Annotated in this window: 15 protein-coding genes; 9 read left to right on the top strand and 6 right to left on the bottom strand. The window is 71.4% G+C overall.

Features of this window, described 5'->3' with window-relative positions; translation table 11 throughout:
• Nucleotides 1-114 precede the first annotated feature (114 nt).
• Nucleotides 115-1,032 (bottom strand): LysR family transcriptional regulator, encoded by a 918-nt coding sequence (locus AC1HIL_RS08285; RefSeq protein WP_057597833.1) that lies wholly within the window; start codon nt 1,030-1,032, stop codon nt 115-117.
• A 91-nt stretch (nt 1,033-1,123) separates the two neighbouring features.
• On the opposite strand from AC1HIL_RS08285, the gene AC1HIL_RS08280 reads away from it, so the two are divergent.
• Nucleotides 1,124-2,134 carry a zinc-binding alcohol dehydrogenase family protein gene (locus AC1HIL_RS08280; protein WP_479671566.1) on the top strand — a complete coding sequence of 337 codons (1,011 nt, stop codon included), beginning with the start codon at nt 1,124-1,126 and terminating at the stop codon, nt 2,132-2,134.
• A gap of 7 nt (nt 2,135-2,141) precedes the next feature.
• On the opposite strand, the gene AC1HIL_RS08275 is transcribed toward AC1HIL_RS08280, so the two are convergent.
• Nucleotides 2,142-3,884: a chloride channel protein gene (locus AC1HIL_RS08275; protein ID WP_479671565.1), complete on the bottom strand. Its 1,743-nt coding sequence runs from the start codon at nt 3,882-3,884 to the stop codon at nt 2,142-2,144.
• Nucleotides 3,885-3,984: 100 nt separating this feature from the next.
• Between AC1HIL_RS08275 and AC1HIL_RS08270 the strand changes: the two genes are divergently transcribed.
• Nucleotides 3,985-4,557, top strand: coding sequence for a GNAT family N-acetyltransferase (locus tag AC1HIL_RS08270; protein WP_479671564.1), 573 nt, complete (start codon nt 3,985-3,987; stop codon nt 4,555-4,557).
• 2 nt (nt 4,558-4,559) lie between these two features.
• On the opposite strand, the gene AC1HIL_RS08265 is transcribed toward AC1HIL_RS08270, so the two are convergent.
• From AC1HIL_RS08265 to AC1HIL_RS08255, 3 genes are read right to left on the bottom strand one after another with little or no spacing between them, the layout of a single operon-like run.
• Nucleotides 4,560-5,273, bottom strand: a complete 714-nt coding sequence (locus AC1HIL_RS08265; protein WP_057599064.1) for a sulfite exporter TauE/SafE family protein — start codon at nt 5,271-5,273, stop codon at nt 4,560-4,562.
• Complete coding sequence (locus AC1HIL_RS08260) at nt 5,270-6,670, bottom strand: amidohydrolase family protein (RefSeq protein WP_479671563.1); 1,401 nt, start codon at nt 6,668-6,670, stop codon at nt 5,270-5,272. Before AC1HIL_RS08260 ends, AC1HIL_RS08265 begins: the two co-directional genes overlap by 4 nt.
• A 38-nt stretch (nt 6,671-6,708) precedes the next feature.
• Nucleotides 6,709-8,049 carry a uracil-xanthine permease family protein gene (locus AC1HIL_RS08255; protein WP_479671562.1) on the bottom strand — a complete coding sequence of 447 codons (1,341 nt, stop codon included), beginning with the start codon at nt 8,047-8,049 and terminating at the stop codon, nt 6,709-6,711.
• 147 nt (nt 8,050-8,196) lie between these two features.
• Between AC1HIL_RS08255 and AC1HIL_RS08250 the strand changes: the two genes are divergently transcribed.
• Nucleotides 8,197-9,225 carry a substrate-binding domain-containing protein gene (locus AC1HIL_RS08250; protein WP_479671561.1) on the top strand — a complete coding sequence of 343 codons (1,029 nt, stop codon included), beginning with the start codon at nt 8,197-8,199 and terminating at the stop codon, nt 9,223-9,225.
• Between the two features lie 6 nt (nt 9,226-9,231).
• Here AC1HIL_RS08250 and AC1HIL_RS08245 read toward each other — a convergent pair whose 3' ends face one another.
• Complete coding sequence (locus AC1HIL_RS08245; RefSeq protein ID WP_398496509.1) at nt 9,232-10,602, bottom strand: PQQ-dependent sugar dehydrogenase; 1,371 nt, start codon at nt 10,600-10,602, stop codon at nt 9,232-9,234.
• A 143-nt stretch (nt 10,603-10,745) separates the two neighbouring features.
• Here AC1HIL_RS08245 and AC1HIL_RS08240 point away from each other — a divergent pair, with 143 nt between their 5' ends.
• The 6 genes from AC1HIL_RS08240 to AC1HIL_RS08215 all read left to right on the top strand — a co-directional run bounded on the left by AC1HIL_RS08240 (nt 10,746) and on the right by AC1HIL_RS08215 (nt 19,806).
• The gene (locus AC1HIL_RS08240; RefSeq protein WP_479671560.1) at nt 10,746-11,531 is read left to right on the top strand and encodes an alanyl-tRNA editing protein; all 786 of its coding nucleotides are present in this window, start codon (nt 10,746-10,748) and stop codon (nt 11,529-11,531) included.
• 17 nt (nt 11,532-11,548) lie between these two features.
• Nucleotides 11,549-13,789 (top strand): protein-disulfide reductase DsbD family protein, encoded by a 2,241-nt coding sequence (locus AC1HIL_RS08235; RefSeq protein WP_479671559.1) that lies wholly within the window; start codon nt 11,549-11,551, stop codon nt 13,787-13,789.
• Between the two features lie 95 nt (nt 13,790-13,884).
• Nucleotides 13,885-14,589 carry a redoxin domain-containing protein gene (locus AC1HIL_RS08230; protein ID WP_261216376.1) on the top strand — a complete coding sequence of 235 codons (705 nt, stop codon included), beginning with the start codon at nt 13,885-13,887 and terminating at the stop codon, nt 14,587-14,589.
• Nucleotides 14,590-14,753: 164 nt separating this feature from the next.
• Nucleotides 14,754-16,064: a tricarballylate/proton symporter TcuC gene (tcuC, locus tag AC1HIL_RS08225; RefSeq protein WP_479671558.1), complete on the top strand. Its 1,311-nt coding sequence runs from the start codon at nt 14,754-14,756 to the stop codon at nt 16,062-16,064.
• Nucleotides 16,065-16,099: 35 nt separating this feature from the next.
• Nucleotides 16,100-17,215: a uroporphyrinogen decarboxylase gene (gene hemE / locus AC1HIL_RS08220; protein WP_479671557.1), complete on the top strand. Its 1,116-nt coding sequence runs from the start codon at nt 16,100-16,102 to the stop codon at nt 17,213-17,215.
• Between the two features lie 485 nt (nt 17,216-17,700).
• Complete coding sequence (locus tag AC1HIL_RS08215; RefSeq protein ID WP_479672476.1) at nt 17,701-19,806, top strand: primosomal protein N'; 2,106 nt, start codon at nt 17,701-17,703, stop codon at nt 19,804-19,806.
• Nucleotides 19,807-19,817 lie beyond the last annotated feature (11 nt).

The raw sequence follows: 19,817 nt of genomic DNA, 5'->3' as shown, positions 1-19,817 counted from the left end.
CCACCATGCAGAATGTGTCCACCATGTCCTCGCACACCTGTCCACCATGTGCCCGGTCCATACAGCGAGACAAGAAAAGTGAGTCGCCCGCCGGGGCGAGTCCCGGCCAACAGCCTAAGCAGAGAACACATCCCGCCCCAACCCCTCGAACTTCAGCGCCAAAAAATCGACCAAGGCCCGAACCCGAGCCGCAACAAACCGCCCACTAGGCAACAACGCATGCAACGGATAAGGCTCCGTCTCCCAATCCGTCATCAGATGCACCAGCCGGCCGGCTTCGATATCGCCACGCACATCGAGCGCCGACTTCAACGTCACCCCATACCCCGCCACCGCCCATTCGCGCGCCAGCGAAGCATCGTCCACGCTGCGGTTCCCATCGACCCGCACCTCCGTCCACTGCCCGTTCTGCGCAAATCGCCAGACCCGATGCAGCCGCCCCCCGCGGTTGAAGATCAGGCAGTTGTGATGCACCAGGTCCTGCGGCACCTTCGGCGCCGGATGCCGCCGCAGGTAGTCGGGCGAGGCGGTCAACAAGGGGTTGGTCATCGCGAACGGCCGCGCCACCAGCCGCGAATCGGCCAGCGCGCCGTAGCGCAGCGCCACGTCGACCTCGTCGCGCATCACGTCCAGCGGCCGGTCGCCCACCGACAGCGACAGCTGCACCCCCGTGTGCAGCGCGAGGAACTCGTCGAACCAGGGCAAGAGGGTGCTGCGCGTGAGGTCCGAGGGCGCGGCCACGCGCAAGGTGCCGACCAGCTCGCCGCGGTCGGCCGTGACCAGCGATTCGCCCTCGGCCAGCAGCTCGAAGGCGCGCACCGCGTAGTCGAGCAGGGTCTGGCCCTGCGGCGTGAGGCGCATCGCGCGCGTGGAGCGCTCGAACAGGCGCGCGCCGAGCTGCGTCTCGAGCCGCTTGAGCGTGGCGCTGGCGGCCGCGGGCGTGATGCCCAGCGCATGGGCCGCAGCCGTCAGCGTGCCGGCGCGCGCGGTCTGCACCAGCACCCGCAGGTCCGAGGTATTTTCAATTTTCATTTGAAAGTGTTGCTCGCCTAGCCATTCTTATCAAATCAGGATTGTCCCCCTACATTCGATCCATCTCCAGATCCGCCACAAAGGAACCGCCATGAAAGCCGTCGGCTACTACCAGCCCCTCCCCATCGACAACCCCGAGGCGCTGCAGGACATCGAGCTGCCCGCGCCCCAGCCCGGCGCGCGCGACCTGCTGGTGCGCGTGAAGGCGGTGTCGGTCAATCCGGTCGACACCAAGGTGCGCAGGAACGCCGCGCCCGAGGCCGGCCAGGCCAAGGTGCTGGGCTGGGACGCGGTCGGCACGGTCGAGGCCATCGGCGCGGGCGTGAAAGGCTTCAAGGTCGGCGACCGCGTCTACTACGCGGGCTCGATCGTGCGCCCCGGCGCCAATTCGGAACTGCACGCGGTCGACGAACGCATCGCCGCGATCGCGCCGGGCACGCTCGACGATGCCCAGGCCGCCGCGCTGCCGCTGACCACCATCACCGCCTACGAGCTGCTGTTCGACCGCCTGCGCGTGCCCAAGGGCGGCGGCGCGGGCCAGACCCTGCTGATCACCGGCGGTGCCGGTGGCGTGGGCTCGATCCTGATCCAGCTCGCGCGCCAGCTCACGCAACTGCGCGTGGTCGCCACCGCCTCGCGCGCCGAGACCCGCGCCTGGTGCCTGGAACTGGGCGCGCACCTCGTCATCGACCATTCGAAACCGCTCGCGGCCGAGCTCAAGGCCGCCGGCATCGCCGAGGTCGACATGGTCGCGAGCCTCACGCAGACCGAGCAGCACTACGCGCAGATCATCGAGAGCCTCAAGCCCCAGGGCCAGCTCGCGGTGATCGACGACATGAAGGTGCTCGATGCGATGCCGCTGAAGACCAAGAGCCTGTCGCTGCACTGGGAAATGATGTTCGCGCGCTCGCGCTTCGAGACGACCGACATGGCCGAACAGGGCGCGCTGCTGGCCGAGGTGGCCGCGCTGGTCGACGCCGGCCGCGTGCGCACCACCGCGAACGCGAGCTTCGGCACCATCAACGCCGCCAACCTGCGCCGCGCCCATGCGCTGATCGAAAGCGGCAAGGCGCAGGGCAAGGTGGTGCTGGCCGGGTTCTGAGCGAAGCTCAGCGTCTCCAGCGCAGGCTGCGCACCCGCTCGCGCTGCTCTTCCTCGTGGAAGTGCGCGAGCGAGGGCTTGATGAGGTCGCTGCGCGCCACGATGCCGACCAGCAGGCGCGAATCGGCATCGCGCACCACCGGCAGCCGCTCGAGCCCGTGGCGCGCGAGCCGCGTGGCGACCGCGCGGCAGTTCTCGCCGGGCAGCGCGACCACCGGCGGCGTGCCGGCCACGGCATCGCCGACGGTTCCGGTGCTCCAGGCAGAGAGCACGGCGCGGTCGGCCACGCCGATCAGCTCGCGCCCGCGCAGCACCGGGAACGCGCGGTGCGCCTGGCCTTCGCCGAAGTACATGGCCAGCGCCTCGGCCACCGGCAGGGCGGCGTCGATGGTGCGCACCTCGCGCGTCATCACCTCTTCCACGAACTGGCGCTCGAGCGGATCGATGCCGTACTCGCGGTAGATGTGGTGGCCGCGGCGCGCGATCTTCTCGGTGAGGATCGAACGGCGCATGGTGAGCACGGTGAAGCCGTAGGCGGTGGCCGAGGTGGCGAGCAGCGGCAGCAGCGCATTGCTGTCGTGCGTGAGACCGAAGGCGAACACGGTGGCCATCAGCGGCGCGCGCATGGTGCCGCCGAGCGTGGCGGCCATGCAGACCAGCGGCCACAGCATCGGGTCGCCGCCCGGCAGCAGGTGCGAGAGCACCGCGCCGAGCGCCGCGCCCATCATCAGGAGCGGCGCCAGCACGCCGCCCGAGGTGCCCGAGCCGAGCGCGATCACCCAGATGATCGCCTTGACCGCGATCAGCGCCAGCACCGCCTGCCAGGCCAGCTGGTTGTGCAGCAGGTCGCCGATCACGTCGTAGCCCACGCCGAGCGCGCGCGGCTCGAACCAGCCGCCGAGGCCCACCGCGAGGCCACCGAGCGCCGGCCACCACATCCAGTGCAGCGGCAGCTTGCCGAACAGGTCCTCGACTTTGTAGAGCGACAGCGAGAGGCTGGCCGAGAGCGCGCCGCACAACAGTCCGGCCACCACGCACGACAGCAGCGCGAGCGGGCCCGGTGCCGCGGTCTGCAACGGGAACAGCGGCCCGGCCTCCATCAGCAGCGGCCGCGTGAAGCCCGCGACCGCGCAGGCGATCGCCACCGGCAGCAGGCTGCGCGGGCGCAGCTCGAACAGCAGCAACTCGACCGCCAGCAGCACCGCGGCCACCGGCGTGCCGAACACCGCCGTCATGCCCGCGGTGGCGCCGGCCACCAGCAGCGCCTTGCGCTCGGCCGCCGACAGGTGGAAGTGCTGCGCGATCAGGGAGCCGATGGCGCCGCCGGTCATGATGATCGGCCCCTCGGCGCCGAAGGGCCCGCCGCTGCCGATCGCGATGCCCGAGGACAGCGGCTTGAGCACCGCCACCTTCGGCGACATCTTGCTGCGGCCGAACAGGATCGCCTCGATGGCCTCGGGAATGCCATGGCCGCGGATCTTCTCGGAGCCGTAGCGCGCGATCAGCCCGATCACCAGCCCGCCGAGCACCGGCACCGCGATCACCCAGGCACCCATCGTGTGGCCGGCCGGCGAGCGGTCGGCCAGCGAGAAGTCCTGGAAGAAGAACAGGTTGGTGAAGAATCGGATCAGGTCGAGCAGCACGCGCGCGGCCCCGGTGCTCGCGGCGCCGATGACGGCCGCCAGGGTGGCGATGCGCAGCAGGCGCGCATCGAGCGCGAAGTCGCCGCGGCGATGGGTGGAGGTGGACATGGAGGGGCCGGAAGCCGGTGGCGCGAAAGCGCGCAAATATATCACTTCATGACATAAATGAGCGATCGGCGGCGCCTTGCGTCTGCGCCAGAATCGCCTAATGGACCGCACGCTCATCGAACCCGAAACGCCCCGCCTTCGCCTGCGCCAGTGGCGCGAGAGCGACCTCGCGCCCTTCGCCGCGCTGGTCGCCGATCCAAAGGTGATGGAATTCTTTCCCGCCACGCTGTCGCGCGCGGAGAGCGACGTGCTGGTCGCGCGCTTCGTCGAGCGCATCGCGCAGAACGGCTGGGGCTTCTGGGCCGCCGAGCACAAGGAGTCCGGCGAACTGATCGGCTTCACCGGCCTCAATGCGCCGGCCTATCCCCTGCCCTTCTCGCCCTGCGTGGAGATCGGCTGGCGGCTCGCGCGCCAATGGTGGGGCCAGGGCCTCGCGAGCGAGGCGGCGCGCGCCTCATTGGCCACGGGCTTCGAGCGGCTCGGGCTGGACGAGATCGTGTCCTTCACCGCGCTGCCCAACCGGCGCTCGAGCGCGGTGATGCAGCGCCTGGGCATGCGCGAGGACCCGGCCGGCGCGTTCGACCACCCGCTGCTGGCCGAGGGCCATCCGCTGCGCCGCCATTGCCTCTACCGGCTCGACCGCGCGGCCTGGCAGGCGCAACAAGGCGCCTGAAATCAGAAGGCCTTCACCAGCAGCACCAGCCCCGAGACGATCGCGAACACCTGCACGAAGATGCGCAGCAGCCGCCCGTTCACGCGGCGATGCACGAGGCGGCTGAGCACCGCGCCCACGACCAGCGCCGGCAGCAGCAGCGCCGCGGCCTGCAGCTGCGGCAGGCCGACGCGGCCGGTGGCCAGCAGCACGGCCAGCGAGACCAGCTCGCCGAGCAGGAAGCACAGCGCGATGGTCGAGCGCATGGTGGGCGCCGGCTGGTGCTGGTAGACCAGCGCCAGCGGCGGGCCGCCGATGCCGGTGGCGGTTTCGGTGATGCCGGTGACCAGCCCGGCGCCGACGAAAGCGCCGCGCCCCGGCGAGAAGGCCGGCATCAGCAGGGTGACCAGCGCGGCCGCGACGGTCGAGGCGCCGACGAACAGCGAGAGCTGGCCCGCGCTGAGCGCCGCCAGCACCCACAGGCCGCCCGCGGTGCCCGCGACGCGCCCGCCGGTGATCCAGCGCGCGCCGGTGCCGTCGATCGCGCCGCGCTCGCGCCAGGCCACGTAGAGGTTCAACGGCAGCATCAGCACCAGCACGCACACCGGCAGCAGCTCGGGGCGCACGAGGCCGATCACCGGCGCGGCGATGAGCGCGAAGCCGACGCCGGTCGCGCCCTGCACGAAGGCGGCGACCAGCACGGCCAGCGACATCAGCACGAGGTGCTGCGCGCTCATCGGGCGGCCTGCCGCCGGTGCTCGGCGGCCGTGGGATGCAGCCGCACGATCGGCGCGCGCGCGATCGCGGCCTGGGCGGTGCGCGCGAGCTGCCGTTGCAGCGCGCGCGCGTCCCAGTCGGTGGGCCAGCCCTTCCACAGCCGCAGCCGCCCATCGACGAACACCGCCTCGATCTGGTCGCGGTTGCCCAGGCGCACCAGGTCCCAGGTCAGGTCGACCGAGGTGCACATCTCGGGCGTGTCGACGTCCACGAGCAGGAAATCGGCGGCCTTGCCCACGGCGATCTCGCCGGTGCGCGCGCCCAGGCCCGCGGCACGCGCGCCCTCGTGCGTCGCATGGTCGAACCAGGTCCAGCCGCCGCCGCTGGAGGCATCGCCCACGGCCAGGCCGAAGGCGATCTTCTGCGCGGCCTCGGCCGCATCCATCAGGCGAAAGCCGTCGCTGCGCGTGGCATCGGTGCCCAGGCCGAAGCGGATGCCGAGCGCGGCCATGAGATGGGCCGGCGCCACCGCGTTGCCCTTCCACTGGCTCGCGACCGGGTTGTAGCTGACGGCGGTGTCGGTGTCGCGCAGCAGCATGAGCTCCGGCGGCGTCACCAGCGTGCCGTGCGCGATCAGCACCTGCGGGCCGAGCGCGCCCAGCTGCGCGAGCAGTTCCAGCGGGCGCCGGCCGCGCGCGACCACCGAGCGCTCGACCGAGGCCAGGTGCTCGTTGACGTGGGTCTGGAACACGGTGCCGGCCTCGGCGCACAGCGCGGAGACGGTCGTCAGCATCTCGTCGGAGGCCGCTTCGGGCACCGAGATCGCGAGCGAGGGATGCACCAGCGCATCGCCCTGCCAGCGCGCGAGGAAGCGCTCGGCCTGCGCCTTCAGCGCGTGGCGCTCGGCGGCGCTGCTCTCGTTGCCGCCGTCGTTGCAGATCAGCCCGAGCATGCAGCGCAGGCCGGTCTCGTGCAGCGCGCGCGCCATCGCGCCGATGTCGCCGGGCGCGCGGGTGCCGGCGTCGCACACGGTGGTGAAGCCGCCGCGCAGCGACTCGAGCGCCGCGAGCTTGGTCGCGAGGTAGACGAACTCGTCGTCGAGGCTGGATTCCAGCGGCACCCACACGCGCCGGAAGATCTCGGACGGCTCGCCGTAGGCCAGCGACTTGCCGAAGGACTGCGTGAGGTGGTGGTGCGCGTCGATCATGCCGGGCATCAGCAGCCGGCCGGGCAGGCGCTGCGGCACCAGTCGAGGGTGGCGCGCGGCCAGCAGCTCGGCGGGGCCGATGTCGGCGAAGCGGCCGTCGGCGATGTGCACGGCGTGGCCGGTGGCCGGGCCGTCGCGCAGCATCAGGTGGTCGGGCACGAGCAGCAGCTCGGGGGCCGCGAAGGGCGCGGCCTCGTGGTCAGGGGACATGTCTGGATCCGGGAGAGAAGAAGAAGGAAAGGAAAAGCTCACTGCGGCGGCACCGTCGACGGCAGGGGCGCCGCGCGTTCGGCCGGTGGCCGGTTGAACAGCAGGTTGAGCACCACCGCGGTGATCGAGCCCATCGCGAGGCCGTTGCCCAGCACCAGCTGCAGCGTGTCGGGAAAGCGGCTGTAGAGCCCCGGCACCAGGATCGGCAGCAGGCCCATGGTCAGCGCGCCCGCCAGCACGAACATGTTGCCGCGCTCGTGCAGGTCGGTGCGGCGCAGCATGTCGATGCCCATGGTGCCGATGATCGCGAACACCACCATCGCGGTGCCGCCCACCACGGCGGCCGGGATCGCGCTCGCGAGCCGGCCCAGCGGCGCCGACAGCGCGATCAGCACCAGGATCGCGCCGGCCATGGCCGTGACGTAGCGCGAGCGCACGTTGGTGGCGCGCACGATGCCGATGTTCTCGCCGCTGGTGATGATCATCGAGGTGCCGAACAGGCCGCCGAGCAGCGACACCAGCGCGTCGCCGCGCACGGTGCGCGGCACCGCGTCGCGCGGGTCGATGGGCCGGCCCACCACCTCGGCCACGGCCACCGTCTGGCCGGTGGCCTCGACCATCGAGATCACGCTGAAGATCAGCAGCGGCACCGCGGCCACGAGGTCGAAATGCGGCAGGCCGAAGGGCAGCAAGGTCGGGCTGCTCCACACCGGGCCGGCGGCCACGGGCGAGAAGTCCATCAGCCCGAAGGCGGCCGCCAAGAGCGTGCCGGCCAAGAGGCCCAGCAGCACCGCGAGCTGGCCCAGCATGCCCTTGAACAGGCGCGCGAACAGCACCGTGAAGCCGATGGTGGCGAGCGCCAGGCCGATGTTCACCGGATCGCCGAAGGTGGGCGTGCCGGCCTTGCCGGCGATGATGCCGCCGTAGACCTTCACCAGGTTGATCGACACCAGCAGCAGCAGCGTGCCGATGACGATCTTCGGGAAGAAGCGCAGGCAGCGCGCGAACACCGGCAGGATCAGGAAATAGAACAGCGCCGTGAGGATCACCGCGCCCGAGGCGGTCTGCAGGTCGCGCTGCTGGGCGATGGTCACGAACATCACGATCGGCGCGCCGCCCGGCACCATCACGAAGGGCAGCCGCGCGCCGAACTTCCACGGCCCGAAGGACTGCAGCAGGGTGCCCAGCCCGCACAGCAGGAAGGTGGCGCTGATCAGGTTGACCGTGAGCGCGGCCGACAGGCCCAGCGCCTTGGCCACCAGGAACACCGAGGTGATCGGCACCGCGGCCATCACCAGCACGTGCTGCAGGCCGAACAGCAGCAATTGGGAAAAGGGCAGCACGGCATCGACGGGCGCTGGCTCGTTCGCACGGGACATGATCGTTTTTCCTTGGATCGGTCCGCGCCCAAATCGATTTGGGCGCACTGGCAAAAAAATCCGCCGCAGCGGGTGAAGTACATTCCGGGCAGGCGCCCAAAACGATTTGGGAATTGAAGCACCGCTTTCGTGGAAGGTCAATACGGGATGAACACCGAGCGAACGCCACGGGCGAACATCAAGGACGTGGCGCGCGAGGCCGGCGTCTCGCCGACCACCGTGTCGCACGCCCTCAACGCGCGCGGGCAGGTCGATGCCGAGACCCGGGCGCGCGTCGAACGCGCGGCCGCCAGGCTGGGCTACCGGCCGAACCGCAATGCGCAGCGGCTGCGCACCGGGCAGGCGCACATGATCGCCCTGCTGTCCTCGATGCCGCTGGCGGTGGCGGGCGGGCCCTCGCGGCTGGGCTTCCTGATGGAGGTGGCGGCGGTGGCCGCGGCGGCGGCGCTCGACCGCGGGCTCGCGCTGGTGCTGGCGCCCGCGATGGAGAACGGCCTGGTGCCGATGGAGCTGCTCGACGTCGACGGCGCGCTGGTCATCGAGCCCTCGGCCGGCGACCCCAACCTCGCGAACCTGCTGCGCCGCGGCCTGCCGGTGGTGGCCATCGGCAAGCCGGCCGAGGGACCGGTGATGCCGCCCTACGTCGACATCCATTCGGGCCGCACCACGCGGCTGCTGCTCGAGCACCTGCACGGCCAGGGCGCGCGCCAGATCGCGATGATCCTGGGCGCGGCGCAGCGCAACTCCTACCTCGAGGCGCGCACGGCCTATGAAGAAGCGATGGCCGCGCGCGGCCAGCCGCCGCTGCTGTCGCTGGTCGAGGAGGTGCGCGGCGAGGCCGGCGGCCACGAGGCGGCGCGGGCGCTGCTCGCGGCCCATCCCGGCATCGACGCCTTCTGCGTACCGGTCGACGCCTTCGCCACCGGCGCGCTGGCCGCGATCGTGCAGAGCGGGCGCCGCGTGCCCGACGACGTGATGGTCGCGACCCGCTACGACGGCCTGCGCGCGCGCACCAGCGTGCCGCCGCTCACCGCGGTCGACCTGCACCTGGAGGAGGTGGCGCAGCAGGCGATCGCGCTGCTGTTCGACCACCTGCGCGGCGACGTCTCGCGGCATCGGGTCGAGGGCCCGGCCGCGCAGCTGGTGGCGCGGCCCTCGTCGGTGCGCGGCGGCTGAGCGTCCTTAGTTCTGCTTCGCGCGCGATACCCGCCACACGACGTTGCCCACGTCGTCGGCCACCAGCAGCGCGCCGCTCTTGTCGAGCGCCACGCCCACCGGCCGGCCCTGGGCCTTCTCCTGGGCATCGAGGAAGCCCGTGAGCACGTCGACCGGCGGGCCGCTGGGCTTGCCGCCGATGAAGGGCACGAACACCACCTTGTAGCCCGACTTGGGCTTGCGGTTCCACGAGCCGTGCTCGCCGATGAAGACACCGCTGGCGAACTGCTCGGGCATGCCGCCCGGGCGCGAGAACGCCAGGCCCAGCGGCGCGACGTGCGAGCCCAGCGCATAGTCGGGCGCGATCGACTTGGCCACCATCTCGGGGTTCTGCGGCTGCACGCGCACGTCGACCACGCCGCCGTAGTAGCTCCAGGGCCAGCCGTAGAAGGCGCCGTCCTTCACCGAGGTCAGGTAGTCGGGCACGAGGTCGCTGCCGATCTCGTCGCGCTCGTTGACCACGGTCCACAGCGCCTGCGTGTCGGGATCCCAGCCCAGGCCGTTGGGATTGCGCAGGCCGCTCGCGAACAGGCGCTTCTCGCCGCTCTTGGTGTCGACCTCCCAGATGGCCGCGCGGCCCTCCTCGGCGGCCAGGCCGTTCTCGCCGATGTTGCTGTTCGAGCCCACGGTCACGTAGAGCTTGCTGCCGTCGGCGTTGGCGATCACGTTCTTGGTCCAGTGGTGGTTGATGCCCGCGGGCAGCGGCGTCACCACGGTGGGCTTGGCATCGATGGAGGTCTGGCCCTCGGTGTAGGGCACCTTCACGAGCGCATCGGCGTTGGCGATGAAGAGCTCGTTGCCCACCAGCGCCATGCCGTAGGGCGAGGTGAGGTTGGAGAGGAACACCTGCTTGACCTCGGCCGCGCCGTCGCCGTCGGCGTCGCGCAGCAGGGTGATGCGGTTGGCGCTGGGCACGCCGGCGCCGGCACGCGCCATCAGCTTGTTCATCACGAAGTTGCGCGCCTTGGCCATCAGGCCGCTGCCGCCGTCGGTCGTGCCCTCGGGCTTGGGCGGCTTGTTGCTCTCGGCCACCAGCACGTCGCCGTTGGGCAGGGTGTAGACCCAGCGCGGATGGTCGAGCCCGCGCGCCAGCGCCGCCACCTTGAGGCCGTCGGCCGGCGTGGGCGCGGCGGTGTCGTTCCAGCCGACCACGGGCGCGACGTTGACGGTGGGGATCAGGGTCTTGTTGGGCTCCACCAGCTGCGGCCGCGGGCCGGTGGTCAGTTCGGGCGTGAGCTTGGCCGCCTCGCCGCAGCCCGCCAGCACCAGCGGGACCAGGACCGCCGCCAGCAGGGCCGCGGCCGTCTTGGGGGTGGGTGCTTGCTGCCGTGTCTTCATGCGCCATCCTTCATGCGTTGCGGCGCGGCCGGACGCCGCGCGTCGGGCGATCTTCGAGCGGGCGGCGGCCCCGGGGCTGTCGGTCGTGGGCGCTTTCCGGCGTGGGCGCACCCCGTTCGCGCATCGCCGCTACCATCGCCGGGATGACCCACGACCTGTTCCGCGCCGACGCCTATCTGCGCTCCTGCGAAGCGCGCGTCGAGCGCATCGACGAGGCCGGCATCGTGCTGGACCGTACCGTGTTCTACCCGCTGGGCGGCGGACAGGCCGGAGACAGCGGCGTGCTGGCGCCGGCCGGCGGCGGCGGGATCGCGATCGCCGACACGCGCAAGGGCAAGGACGCCGAGGGCCGCGCCACCGACGAGATCGTGCACGTGCCCGCGCCGGGCCAGGAGGTCCTGCTGGCCGCGCTGAAGCCCGGCGACAGCGTCACCGCGACCATCGACTGGGAGCGCCGCCACCGGCTGATGCGCTTCCACACCGCCACCCACCTGCTCTGCTACCTGGTGCCGCAGCCGGTCAACGGCTGCTCGATCACGCCCGACTACGCGCGGCTCGACTTCCACATGACCGACCCGCTCGACAAGGAAGCGCTGACCCAGGGCCTCGCGGCGCTGGTGGGCGCGGCCCATCCGCTGACCGTCGGCGCCATCACCGATGCCGAGCTCGACGCCAACCCGGCGCTGGTCAAGAGCATGAGCGTGCAGCCGCCGCGCGGCACGGGCACGGTGCGCACCATCCGCATCGGCGGCGAGGGCGAGGCCCAGATCGACTTCCAGCCCTGCGGCGGCACGCACGTGGCCAACACCGCCGAGATCGGCGCCGTGGTGGTCACCAAGATCGAGAAGAAGAGCGCCAACAGCCGGCGCGTGGTGCTGGGCTGGGCTGGGCCGCGGCCTGAGGCCGGCCCGGAACTTCGCCTCCCCTGAACGCTCCGACTGACGGCATGACCTTCCCGCGCCTTCGATTCGCTACGCTCCTGATAGCAGCATCCGCAGCCTGGATGCCGGCTCTGGCCCAATTGACTCCAGCGAAGACGAGCGCGGTCGTGACCACGCCGCATGTGCGCGCCGAACTGGTGGCGCACGCGCCCGATGGCGTGACGCCCGGCGCGCCGGTCTGGGTCGGCCTGCAGATCGCGCACCAGCCCGAGTGGCACACCTACTGGAAGAACGCCGGCGACTCCGGCCTGCCCACCGAGCTGAGCTGGACGCTGCCGCCCGGCGTGGCGGCCGGCGACATCGCCTGGCCGGTGCCGAAGAAGATCCCGGTCGGCAACCTCGCCAACTACGGCTACGAGGACACGGTGCTGCTGCCGGTGCCGCTCGAGGTGGCGAGCACCTTCAAGCCGCCGCTGGCCCTCACGGGCGCGGGCGGGCCGGCCGAACTCCAGGTGCGGCTCAAGGCCTCGTGGCTGGTCTGCCGCAAGGAATGCATTCCCGAGGAAGGCGAGTTCTCGCTGGCGCTGCCGGTGCAGGGCTCGACCGCGCTGCACAAGGCCGAGTTCGACGCCGCCCAGGCCGCCCAGCCGGCACAGCTCGCCGCGCCGGGCGCGATCGAGGTGCAGGGCAACAACCTGCAGGTGCGCCTCGAGGGCCTGCCGGCGGCCGCCCAGGGAAAGACGCTGGCCTTCTTCCCCGAGACCCCCGAGGTGATCCGCACCGCGGCCGTCTCCGGCAAGGACTGGACCCAATCCTGGCAGGGCGGCACCTGGACCGCCACGCTGCCGCTGGCCGACCAGCGCAGCGCGAGCCCCACGGCGATGCCGGTGGTGGTGGCGCTGGCCGAGGCCGACCGCCAGCCCGGCCAGCCGATCGCCTGGCGCGCCGAACCGCCCGTGAGCGGCAGCTGGCCCGCGGCGGCCGCCGCGCCCGCGGCCCAGGTCTCGCCCGCGCTGCAGGCGGCGCTGGCGGCCAACGCGGCCGATGCCGTCAAGACCGCCGCGGCCTCGAACGAGATCGCGCCCCAGCCCATGGGCACGCTGCTGGCCGCGCTGCTCGGCGCCTTCCTCGGCGGCCTGCTTCTCAACCTCATGCCCTGCGTGTTTCCGATCCTCGCGATCAAGGTGCTGGGCTTCGCTCGCCAGGCCGGCAACCGCAGCGCGCACCGGCAGGCCGGGCTGGCCTACACGGCCGGCGTGATGCTGTCCTTCCTCGCGCTCGGCGGCGCCATGCTCGCGCTGCGCGCGGCCGGCGCCGGCCTGGGCTGGGGCTTCCAGCTCCAGTCGCCCGCGGTGGTGGTGGTGCTGGCCGCGCTGTTCACGCTGATCGGCCTGAACCTGGTGGGCGTGTTCGAGTTCATGCGCACCGTGCCCTCGTCGGTGTGCAGCGCGCAGGCCAAGCACCCGATCGCCAACGACTTCCTCTCGGGCGTGCTCGCGGTGGTCATCGCCTCGCCCTGCACCGCGCCGTTCATGGGCGCCTCGCTGGGCTTCGCGATCGGCCTGCCGGCCGGCCAGGCGCTGCTGCTGTTCGCCGCGCTGGGCTTCGGCCTCGCGCTGCCCTACCTGGTGGCGGGCTTCGTGCCGGCCATCGCCTGGCTGCTGCCCAAGCCCGGCCCCTGGATGAGCACGCTGCGCAAGCTGCTGGCCTTCCCGATGTTCGCCACCGTCGCCTGGCTGGTCTGGGTGCTGGGCCAGCAGACCGGCATCGACGGCGCCGGCACCCTGCTGGCGCTGCTGGTGTGCCTGTCGGCGATCGTCTGGGCGCTCACGCTGCGCGGCCGCTCGCGGCTGGTGATCGCCACCGTGCTGATCGGCTTCACCGCGGTGCTCACCAGCGCCATCGGCCGCAACGTGCTGACCACCGTCGAGCCCGCGAAGCTCGCGAGCGCCGCGGGCTCGAAGGAAGCGCGCTGGCAGCCCTGGTCGGCCGAGCGCGTGGCCGAGCTGGCCGGCGACGGCCGCCCGGTGTTCATCGATTTCACCGCCGCCTGGTGCGTGACCTGCCAATACAACAAGAAGACCACGCTGTCCGACACCGAGCTGCTGGCCGCCTTCGACGCCAAGAAGGTCGCGATGCTGCGCGCCGACTGGACCCGCCGCGACCCCGCGATCACCGCCGCGCTGACCGCGCTCGGCCGCAGCGGCGTGCCGGTCTACGTGCTGCAGGCCCCGGGCAAACCGCCCGTGGTGCTGACCGAGATCCTGGGCAAGGACGAGGTCCGCGCGGCCCTCGCCGCGCTTTGACCACGGCTGTGACATGGGTTGTCACAGGCACATGAAAAAACCGCTCTAAGCTGTCGCCGTCATTCGGAAATATCTCCATGGAGTTCGATCAGCCCATGTCCCTCCCCCCGTCTACCGAGCTGCGCCCCGACTCGCGCTCGGTGCGCGCCGCGCGCCGAGCCCGCGCCGCCCTCAGCCGTGCCTCGCGCCGCGCCGTCATGGCCGCCGCCGTCGCGCTGGGCGCCACCTTCCTCGTGAGCAACAACGCCTTCGCCGCGCCCGCCGTGGGCCAGCAGGCGCCCGACTTCGTCGCCGTCGATACCAGCGGTGCCAAGCACAAGCTGTCCGACTTCGCGGGCAAGTTCGTGGTGCTCGAATGGACCAACCCCGGCTGCCCCTTCGTGCGCAAGCACTACGGCAGCGGCAACATGCCCGCCACCCAGAAGGCCGCCACCGACAAGGGCGTGGTCTGGCTGGCCATCAACTCCACCGAGCGCGCCGCCAGCGACTACCTGAAGCCGGCCGCGCTGGCCGACTGGATGAAGTCGCAGTCGGCCGCGCCCACCGCGGTGCTGATGGACGAGGACGGCATGATCGGCCAGGCCTACGGCGCGCGCACCACGCCGCACATCTTCATCATCGATCCCAAGGGCACGCTGGTGTATGCGGGCGGCATCGACTCCATCGCCTCGGCGCGCGTGGACGACATCAAGACCGCCGTCAACTACGTGAACCAGGCGCTCGGCGAGGCCTTCGGCAGCAAGCCGATCACGGCGGCGAGCACGCGACCCTACGGCTGCTCGATCAAGTACAAGACCTGAGCCCGACCCCGGGCCCGTCGCTCAGCAAGAGGCGCCGCGGCGCCTCTTTTTCTTTGGCGCCGGCTTTGACAGGTACCTGACCGCGCGCGTCAGCTTGCGGTCGGGGAGCCCTTCCTACCCTTGGGGTGCATGCATCTCGCACGCGCATCCAGGGGACCCCACACATGACCACAGCGTCCAAAGGCGCGACTGCCTCCAGCTCCAAGTTCGCCACCGTCCTGCGCGTGACCGGCGGCAACTTCATGGAGATGTTCGACTTCTTCCTGTTCGGCTTCTACGCCACGCAGATCTCGAAGGCCTTCTTCCCGGCCGGCGACGAGTTCGCCTCGCTGATGCTGACCTTCATGACCTTCGGCGCCGGCTTCCTGATGCGGCCGCTGGGCGCGATCTTCCTCGGCGCCTACGTCGACCGCGTGGGCCGCCGCAAGGGCCTGATCGTCACGCTCGCGCTGATGGCGCTGGGCACGCTGCTGATCGCCTGCGTGCCGTCCTACGCCACCATCGGCTTCGCCGCGCCGCTCCTGGTGCTGATCGGGCGGCTGCTGCAGGGCTTCTCGGCCGGCGTGGAGCTCGGCGGCGTGTCGGTCTACCTGTCGGAGATGGCCACGCCGGGCCGCAAGGGCTTCTACGTGAGCTGGCAGTCGGCCAGCCAGCAGGTCGCCATCGTGGTGGCGGCCGCGCTCGGCTACTGGCTCAACGTGACTTTCAGCGCGCAGGAGATCGGCGACTTCTACTGGCGCGTGCCCTTCTTCGTCGGCTGCCTGATCGTGCCGGTGCTGTTCGTGATCCGCCGCTCGCTGCAGGAGACCGAGGAGTTCATGGCGCGCAAGCACCGCCCCGACGCGCGCGAGATCTTCCGCTCGATGGTCGCCAACTGGGGCCTGGTGATCGCCGGGATGATGCTGGTGTCGATGACCACCGTGTCCTTCTACCTGATCACGGTCTACACGCCCACCTTCGGCAAGGCCGTGCTGCACCTGAGCACCACCGACGCGCTGGTCGTCACGCTGTGCGTGGCCATCTCCAACTTCATCTGGCTGCCGATCATGGGCGCGCTGTCGGACCGCGTGGGCCGCAAGCCCCTGTTGATCGCGTTCACCGTGCTGACCATCCTCACGGCCTATCCGTCGCTCAAGTGGCTGGTCGGCGCGCCGAACTTCGCGCGCATGCTCGAGGTCGAGCTGTGGCTCTCGTTCCTCTACGCGAGCTACAACGGCGCGATGGTGGTGGCGCTGACCGAGGTGATGCCGGTCAGCGTGCGCACCGCCGGCTTCTCGCTGGCCTACAGCCTCGCGACCGCGCTGTTCGGCGGCTTCACGCCGGCCGTGGCCACCGGCCTGATCGAGATGACCGGCGACAAGGCCGCGCCGGGCCTGTGGATGACGGCGGCCGCGATCTGCGGGCTGGTCGCGACACTGGTGCTCTACCGGCGCAACGTGAGCCCGGCCGACGCGCGGCGCGTGCCGGCGGTCTGACGGGCGCGCGGCGGGGGCCCTGCGACAATCGCCCGATGCCCTTCGCCCCCCTGCAAAACGACACCTTCCTGCGAGCCTGCTGGCGCCAGGCCACCGACCACACGCCCGTCTGGCTGATGCGCCAGGCCGGCCGCTACCTGCCCGAGTACGTCGCCACCCGCGCGCGGGCCGGCAGCTTCATGGGACTGGCCACCAACGTCGACCACGCGACCGAGGTCACGCTGCAGCCGCTGGCGCGCTATCCGCTCGACGCGGCGATCCTGTTCTCCGACATCCTCACCGTGCCCGACGCGATGGGCCTGGGCCTCTCGTTCGAGGCCGGCGAGGGCCCGCGCTTCGCGCGCCCGCTGCGCGACGAGGCGGCCGTGGCCGCGCTCGAGGTGCCCGACATGGACAAGCTGCGCTACGTCTTCGACGCCGTGGCCTCGATCCGCAAGGCGCTCGACGGCCGCGTGCCGCTGATCGGCTTCTCGGGCAGCCCCTGGACGCTGGCCTGCTACATGGTCGAGGGCGCGGGCTCGAGCGACTACCGGCTCGTGAAGAGCATGCTCTACGGCCGCCCCGACCTGATGCACCGCGTGCTCGCGATCAACGCCGATGCCGTGGCCGCCTACCTCAACGCCCAGATCGACGCCGGCGCGCAGGCCGTGATGGTGTTCGACAGCTGGGGCGGCGTGCTGGCCGACGGCGCGTTCCAGGAATTCAGCCTGGCCTACACCGCGCGCGTGCTCGCCGGCCTCAAGCGCCACGGCCCCGACGGCCAGCCGGTGCCGCGCATCGTCTTCACCAAGGGCGGCGGGCTCTGGCTCGAGGACATGCGCGCGCTCGACTGCCAGGTACTCGGCGTGGACTGGACCGTGAACCTCGGCGCCGCGCGCCGCCGCGTGGCCGAGGGCAGCGACGGCCAGGCCAAGGCGCTGCAGGGCAACATCGACCCCAACGTGCTGTTCGCGCCGCCCGCGCGCATCGAGGCCGAGGTGGCGAAGGTGCTGCAGGCCTTCGGCGCGCCGCACACCGACCGCGCGACCGCCGGGCCGACCCACATCTTCAACCTGGGCCACGGCATCAGCCAGTTCACGCCGCCCGAACACGTGTCGGCGCTGGTGCAGGCGGTGCACGCGCAATCGCGCCGGCTGCGGCAGCCCGTCTGACACGGCCCGCCAGCCGCCGGCCGCAGCCACCCGCCAGCGCGGCGGATGTGGAAAAGAAGATGGCCAGAATGCGGCGCAGCGGCTTTGTCAAGGCCCAACACGGGCTTCGGCGACCGACTTATGCACAAAACGCGTGTTGCAGTGCGCAAGATTGCGTTAGGCGGTCCTGGCGCCGCTACCAAAGCAATAGCGAAGCTAAGTTGTTGATTTATATGGAGTTTGAACTTTGCCCTTTTTGCGGGCAATCCAGCCAGAGCCTTGATTTTCAAGGCCTGGCGACGAGTCCAGCCCGGTTTTCAACAAAGTTATCCACAGAAACTCTGGACGGGCCGCAAAGCACTGAAAAATCAACGACTTAAGTGACTTTGCTCAACACTGCTTTAACAAACCCCGCCAACGAGGACACCATCCCAAGCCGCCCCATTCCCAGCGAAGACCTGCTCGGCGAGCCGACGAACGGCGGCCCAGTCACGTCCGGCGCCGCCTTGCCCTGGCGCATCGACGTGGCGGTGCAGACGCCCGCGCACAGCGCGCTGGGCGACGTGCTGAGCTATGGCGGCGACGCGCCGCTGCCGGCCGGCACGCTGGTGCGGGTGCCGCTGGGCCGGCGCGAGGTGCTCGGGGTGGTCTGGCATGCCGAGGCGCGGACGGCCGAGGAACTGGCCGCGCCCGACCTGGCGCTCAAGCCGGTGGGCGCCGCGCTCGACGCGCTCGCGCCGCTGGGCCCGGCCTGGCGCGACCTGGTGGCCTTCGCCGGGCGCTACTACCAGCGCTCGATCGGCGAGATCGCGCTGGCCGCGCTGCCGCCGCAGCTGCGCGACCTGAGCACGGTGCAGCTCGCGCGCCGGCTCAAGCGCAAGGGGGCCGACGACGAGGCCGCGGCCGACACCGGCACGCCCTCCCCGGTCGAGCCCAGCCCCGAGCAGGCGGCCGCGCTCGCGCGCATCGAGGCCGAGGAAGGCCCGTTCCTGCTGGCCGGCAGCACCGGCAGCGGCAAGACCGAGGTCTACCTGCGCTGCGTGGCCGCGCTGCTGGCGCGCTCGCCCGAGGCGCAGGCGCTGGTGATGGTGCCCGAGATCAACCTCACGCCGCAGCTCGAGGCCCGCTTCAAGGCGCGCTTCGGCGCGCAGGCGGTGGTGTCGCTGCACAGCGGCATGACGAACCCGCAGCGTCTCGCGAGCTGGCTGGCCGCGCACGCGGGCGCCGCGCGCATCGTGCTGGGCACGCGCATGGCGGTGTTCGCCTCGATGCCGAAGCTGGCGCTGATCGTGGTCGACGAGGAACACGACCCGAGCTACAAGCAGCAGGAAGGCGCGCGCTATTCGGCGCGCGACCTCGCCGTGTGGCGCGGCCACCGCGAGAAGGTCAAGGTGATCCTGGGCTCGGCCACGCCCTCGCTCGAAAGCTGGCACCAGAGCCGCCCGGCCGCCGACGGCGACCTCGGCGGGCGCTACGTGCGGCTGGCCATGCCCTCGCGCATCGGCGCGGGCGAGCTGCCCACGGTGCGGCTGGTCGACATGACGCTGCAGCCCGCGAAGACCGTGCTCTCGGCCACGCTGCTCGATGCCATCGGCCAGCGCATCGCGCGCGGCGAGCAGAGCATGATCTTCCTCAACCGGCGCGGCTATGCGCCGGTGCTGGCCTGCGGCGACTGCGGCTGGAAGAGCGAGTGCCCGCACTGCAGCGCCTACCGCGTGTTCCACAAGATCGACCGCACGCTGCGCTGCCACCACTGCGGCTACACCGAGCGCGTGCCGCGCGCCTGCCCGGTCTGCGGCAACCTCGACATCGCGCCCGTGGGCCGCGGCACCGAGCGGCTCGAGGAGCACCTGGCCGAGCTGTTCTCGGCCGTGAAGCGGCCCGACGGCAGCGCGGTGAGCATCGCGCGCATCGACGCCGACAGCACCAAGAAGCAGGGCGCGCTCGAATCGCAGCTCGCGGCGGTGCATGCGGGCGAGGTCGACGTGCTGGTCGGCACGCAGATGATCGCCAAGGGCCACGACTTCCGCCGCATCACGCTGGTGGCCGCGGTCAACCCCGACGGCGCGCTGTTCTCGAGCGACTTCCGCGCGCCCGAGCGGCTGTTCAGCCTGCTGATGCAGTCGGCCGGCCGCGCGGGCCGCGATGCCGCCTACCTGGCCACGCAGGGCAGCACGGCCGAGATGTGGATCCAGACGCACCATGCGCAGCATCCGCTGTTCCAGGCGCTGCGCCGGCACGACTACCCGGCCTTCGCGGCGCAGCAGCTCGAGGAGCGGCAGGCCGCAGCGATGCCGCCCTTCGCCTACCAGGCGCTGGTGCGCGCCGATGCGCGCACGCAGGAGGCGGCGCAGGCCTTTCTCAATGCGGCGAGCGCCGCGGCCGATGGACTGGAGGGAGCGGCGCAGGTGATGCGCTATCCGGCCGTGCCGCTGGCGATCCAGCGCGTGGCCAACGTGGAGCGCGCGCAGATGCTGCTGGAGAGCGCGTCGCGCGCCGCGCTGCAGCGCATGCTCGCGCTGTGGCAACCGCAGCTGCATGCGTTGCGGCGCACGCCCGAGGGCAAGGGCGTGATCCGCTGGCTGATCGACGTCGATCCGCAGGGGATCTGAACCTCGTCGCC

The sequence above is a fragment of the Variovorax sp. ISS6 genome (assembly GCF_056523145.1).
The sequence above is the reverse complement of the archived record's forward strand: the minus strand, read 5'-3'. Positions and strand labels throughout refer to the sequence as shown.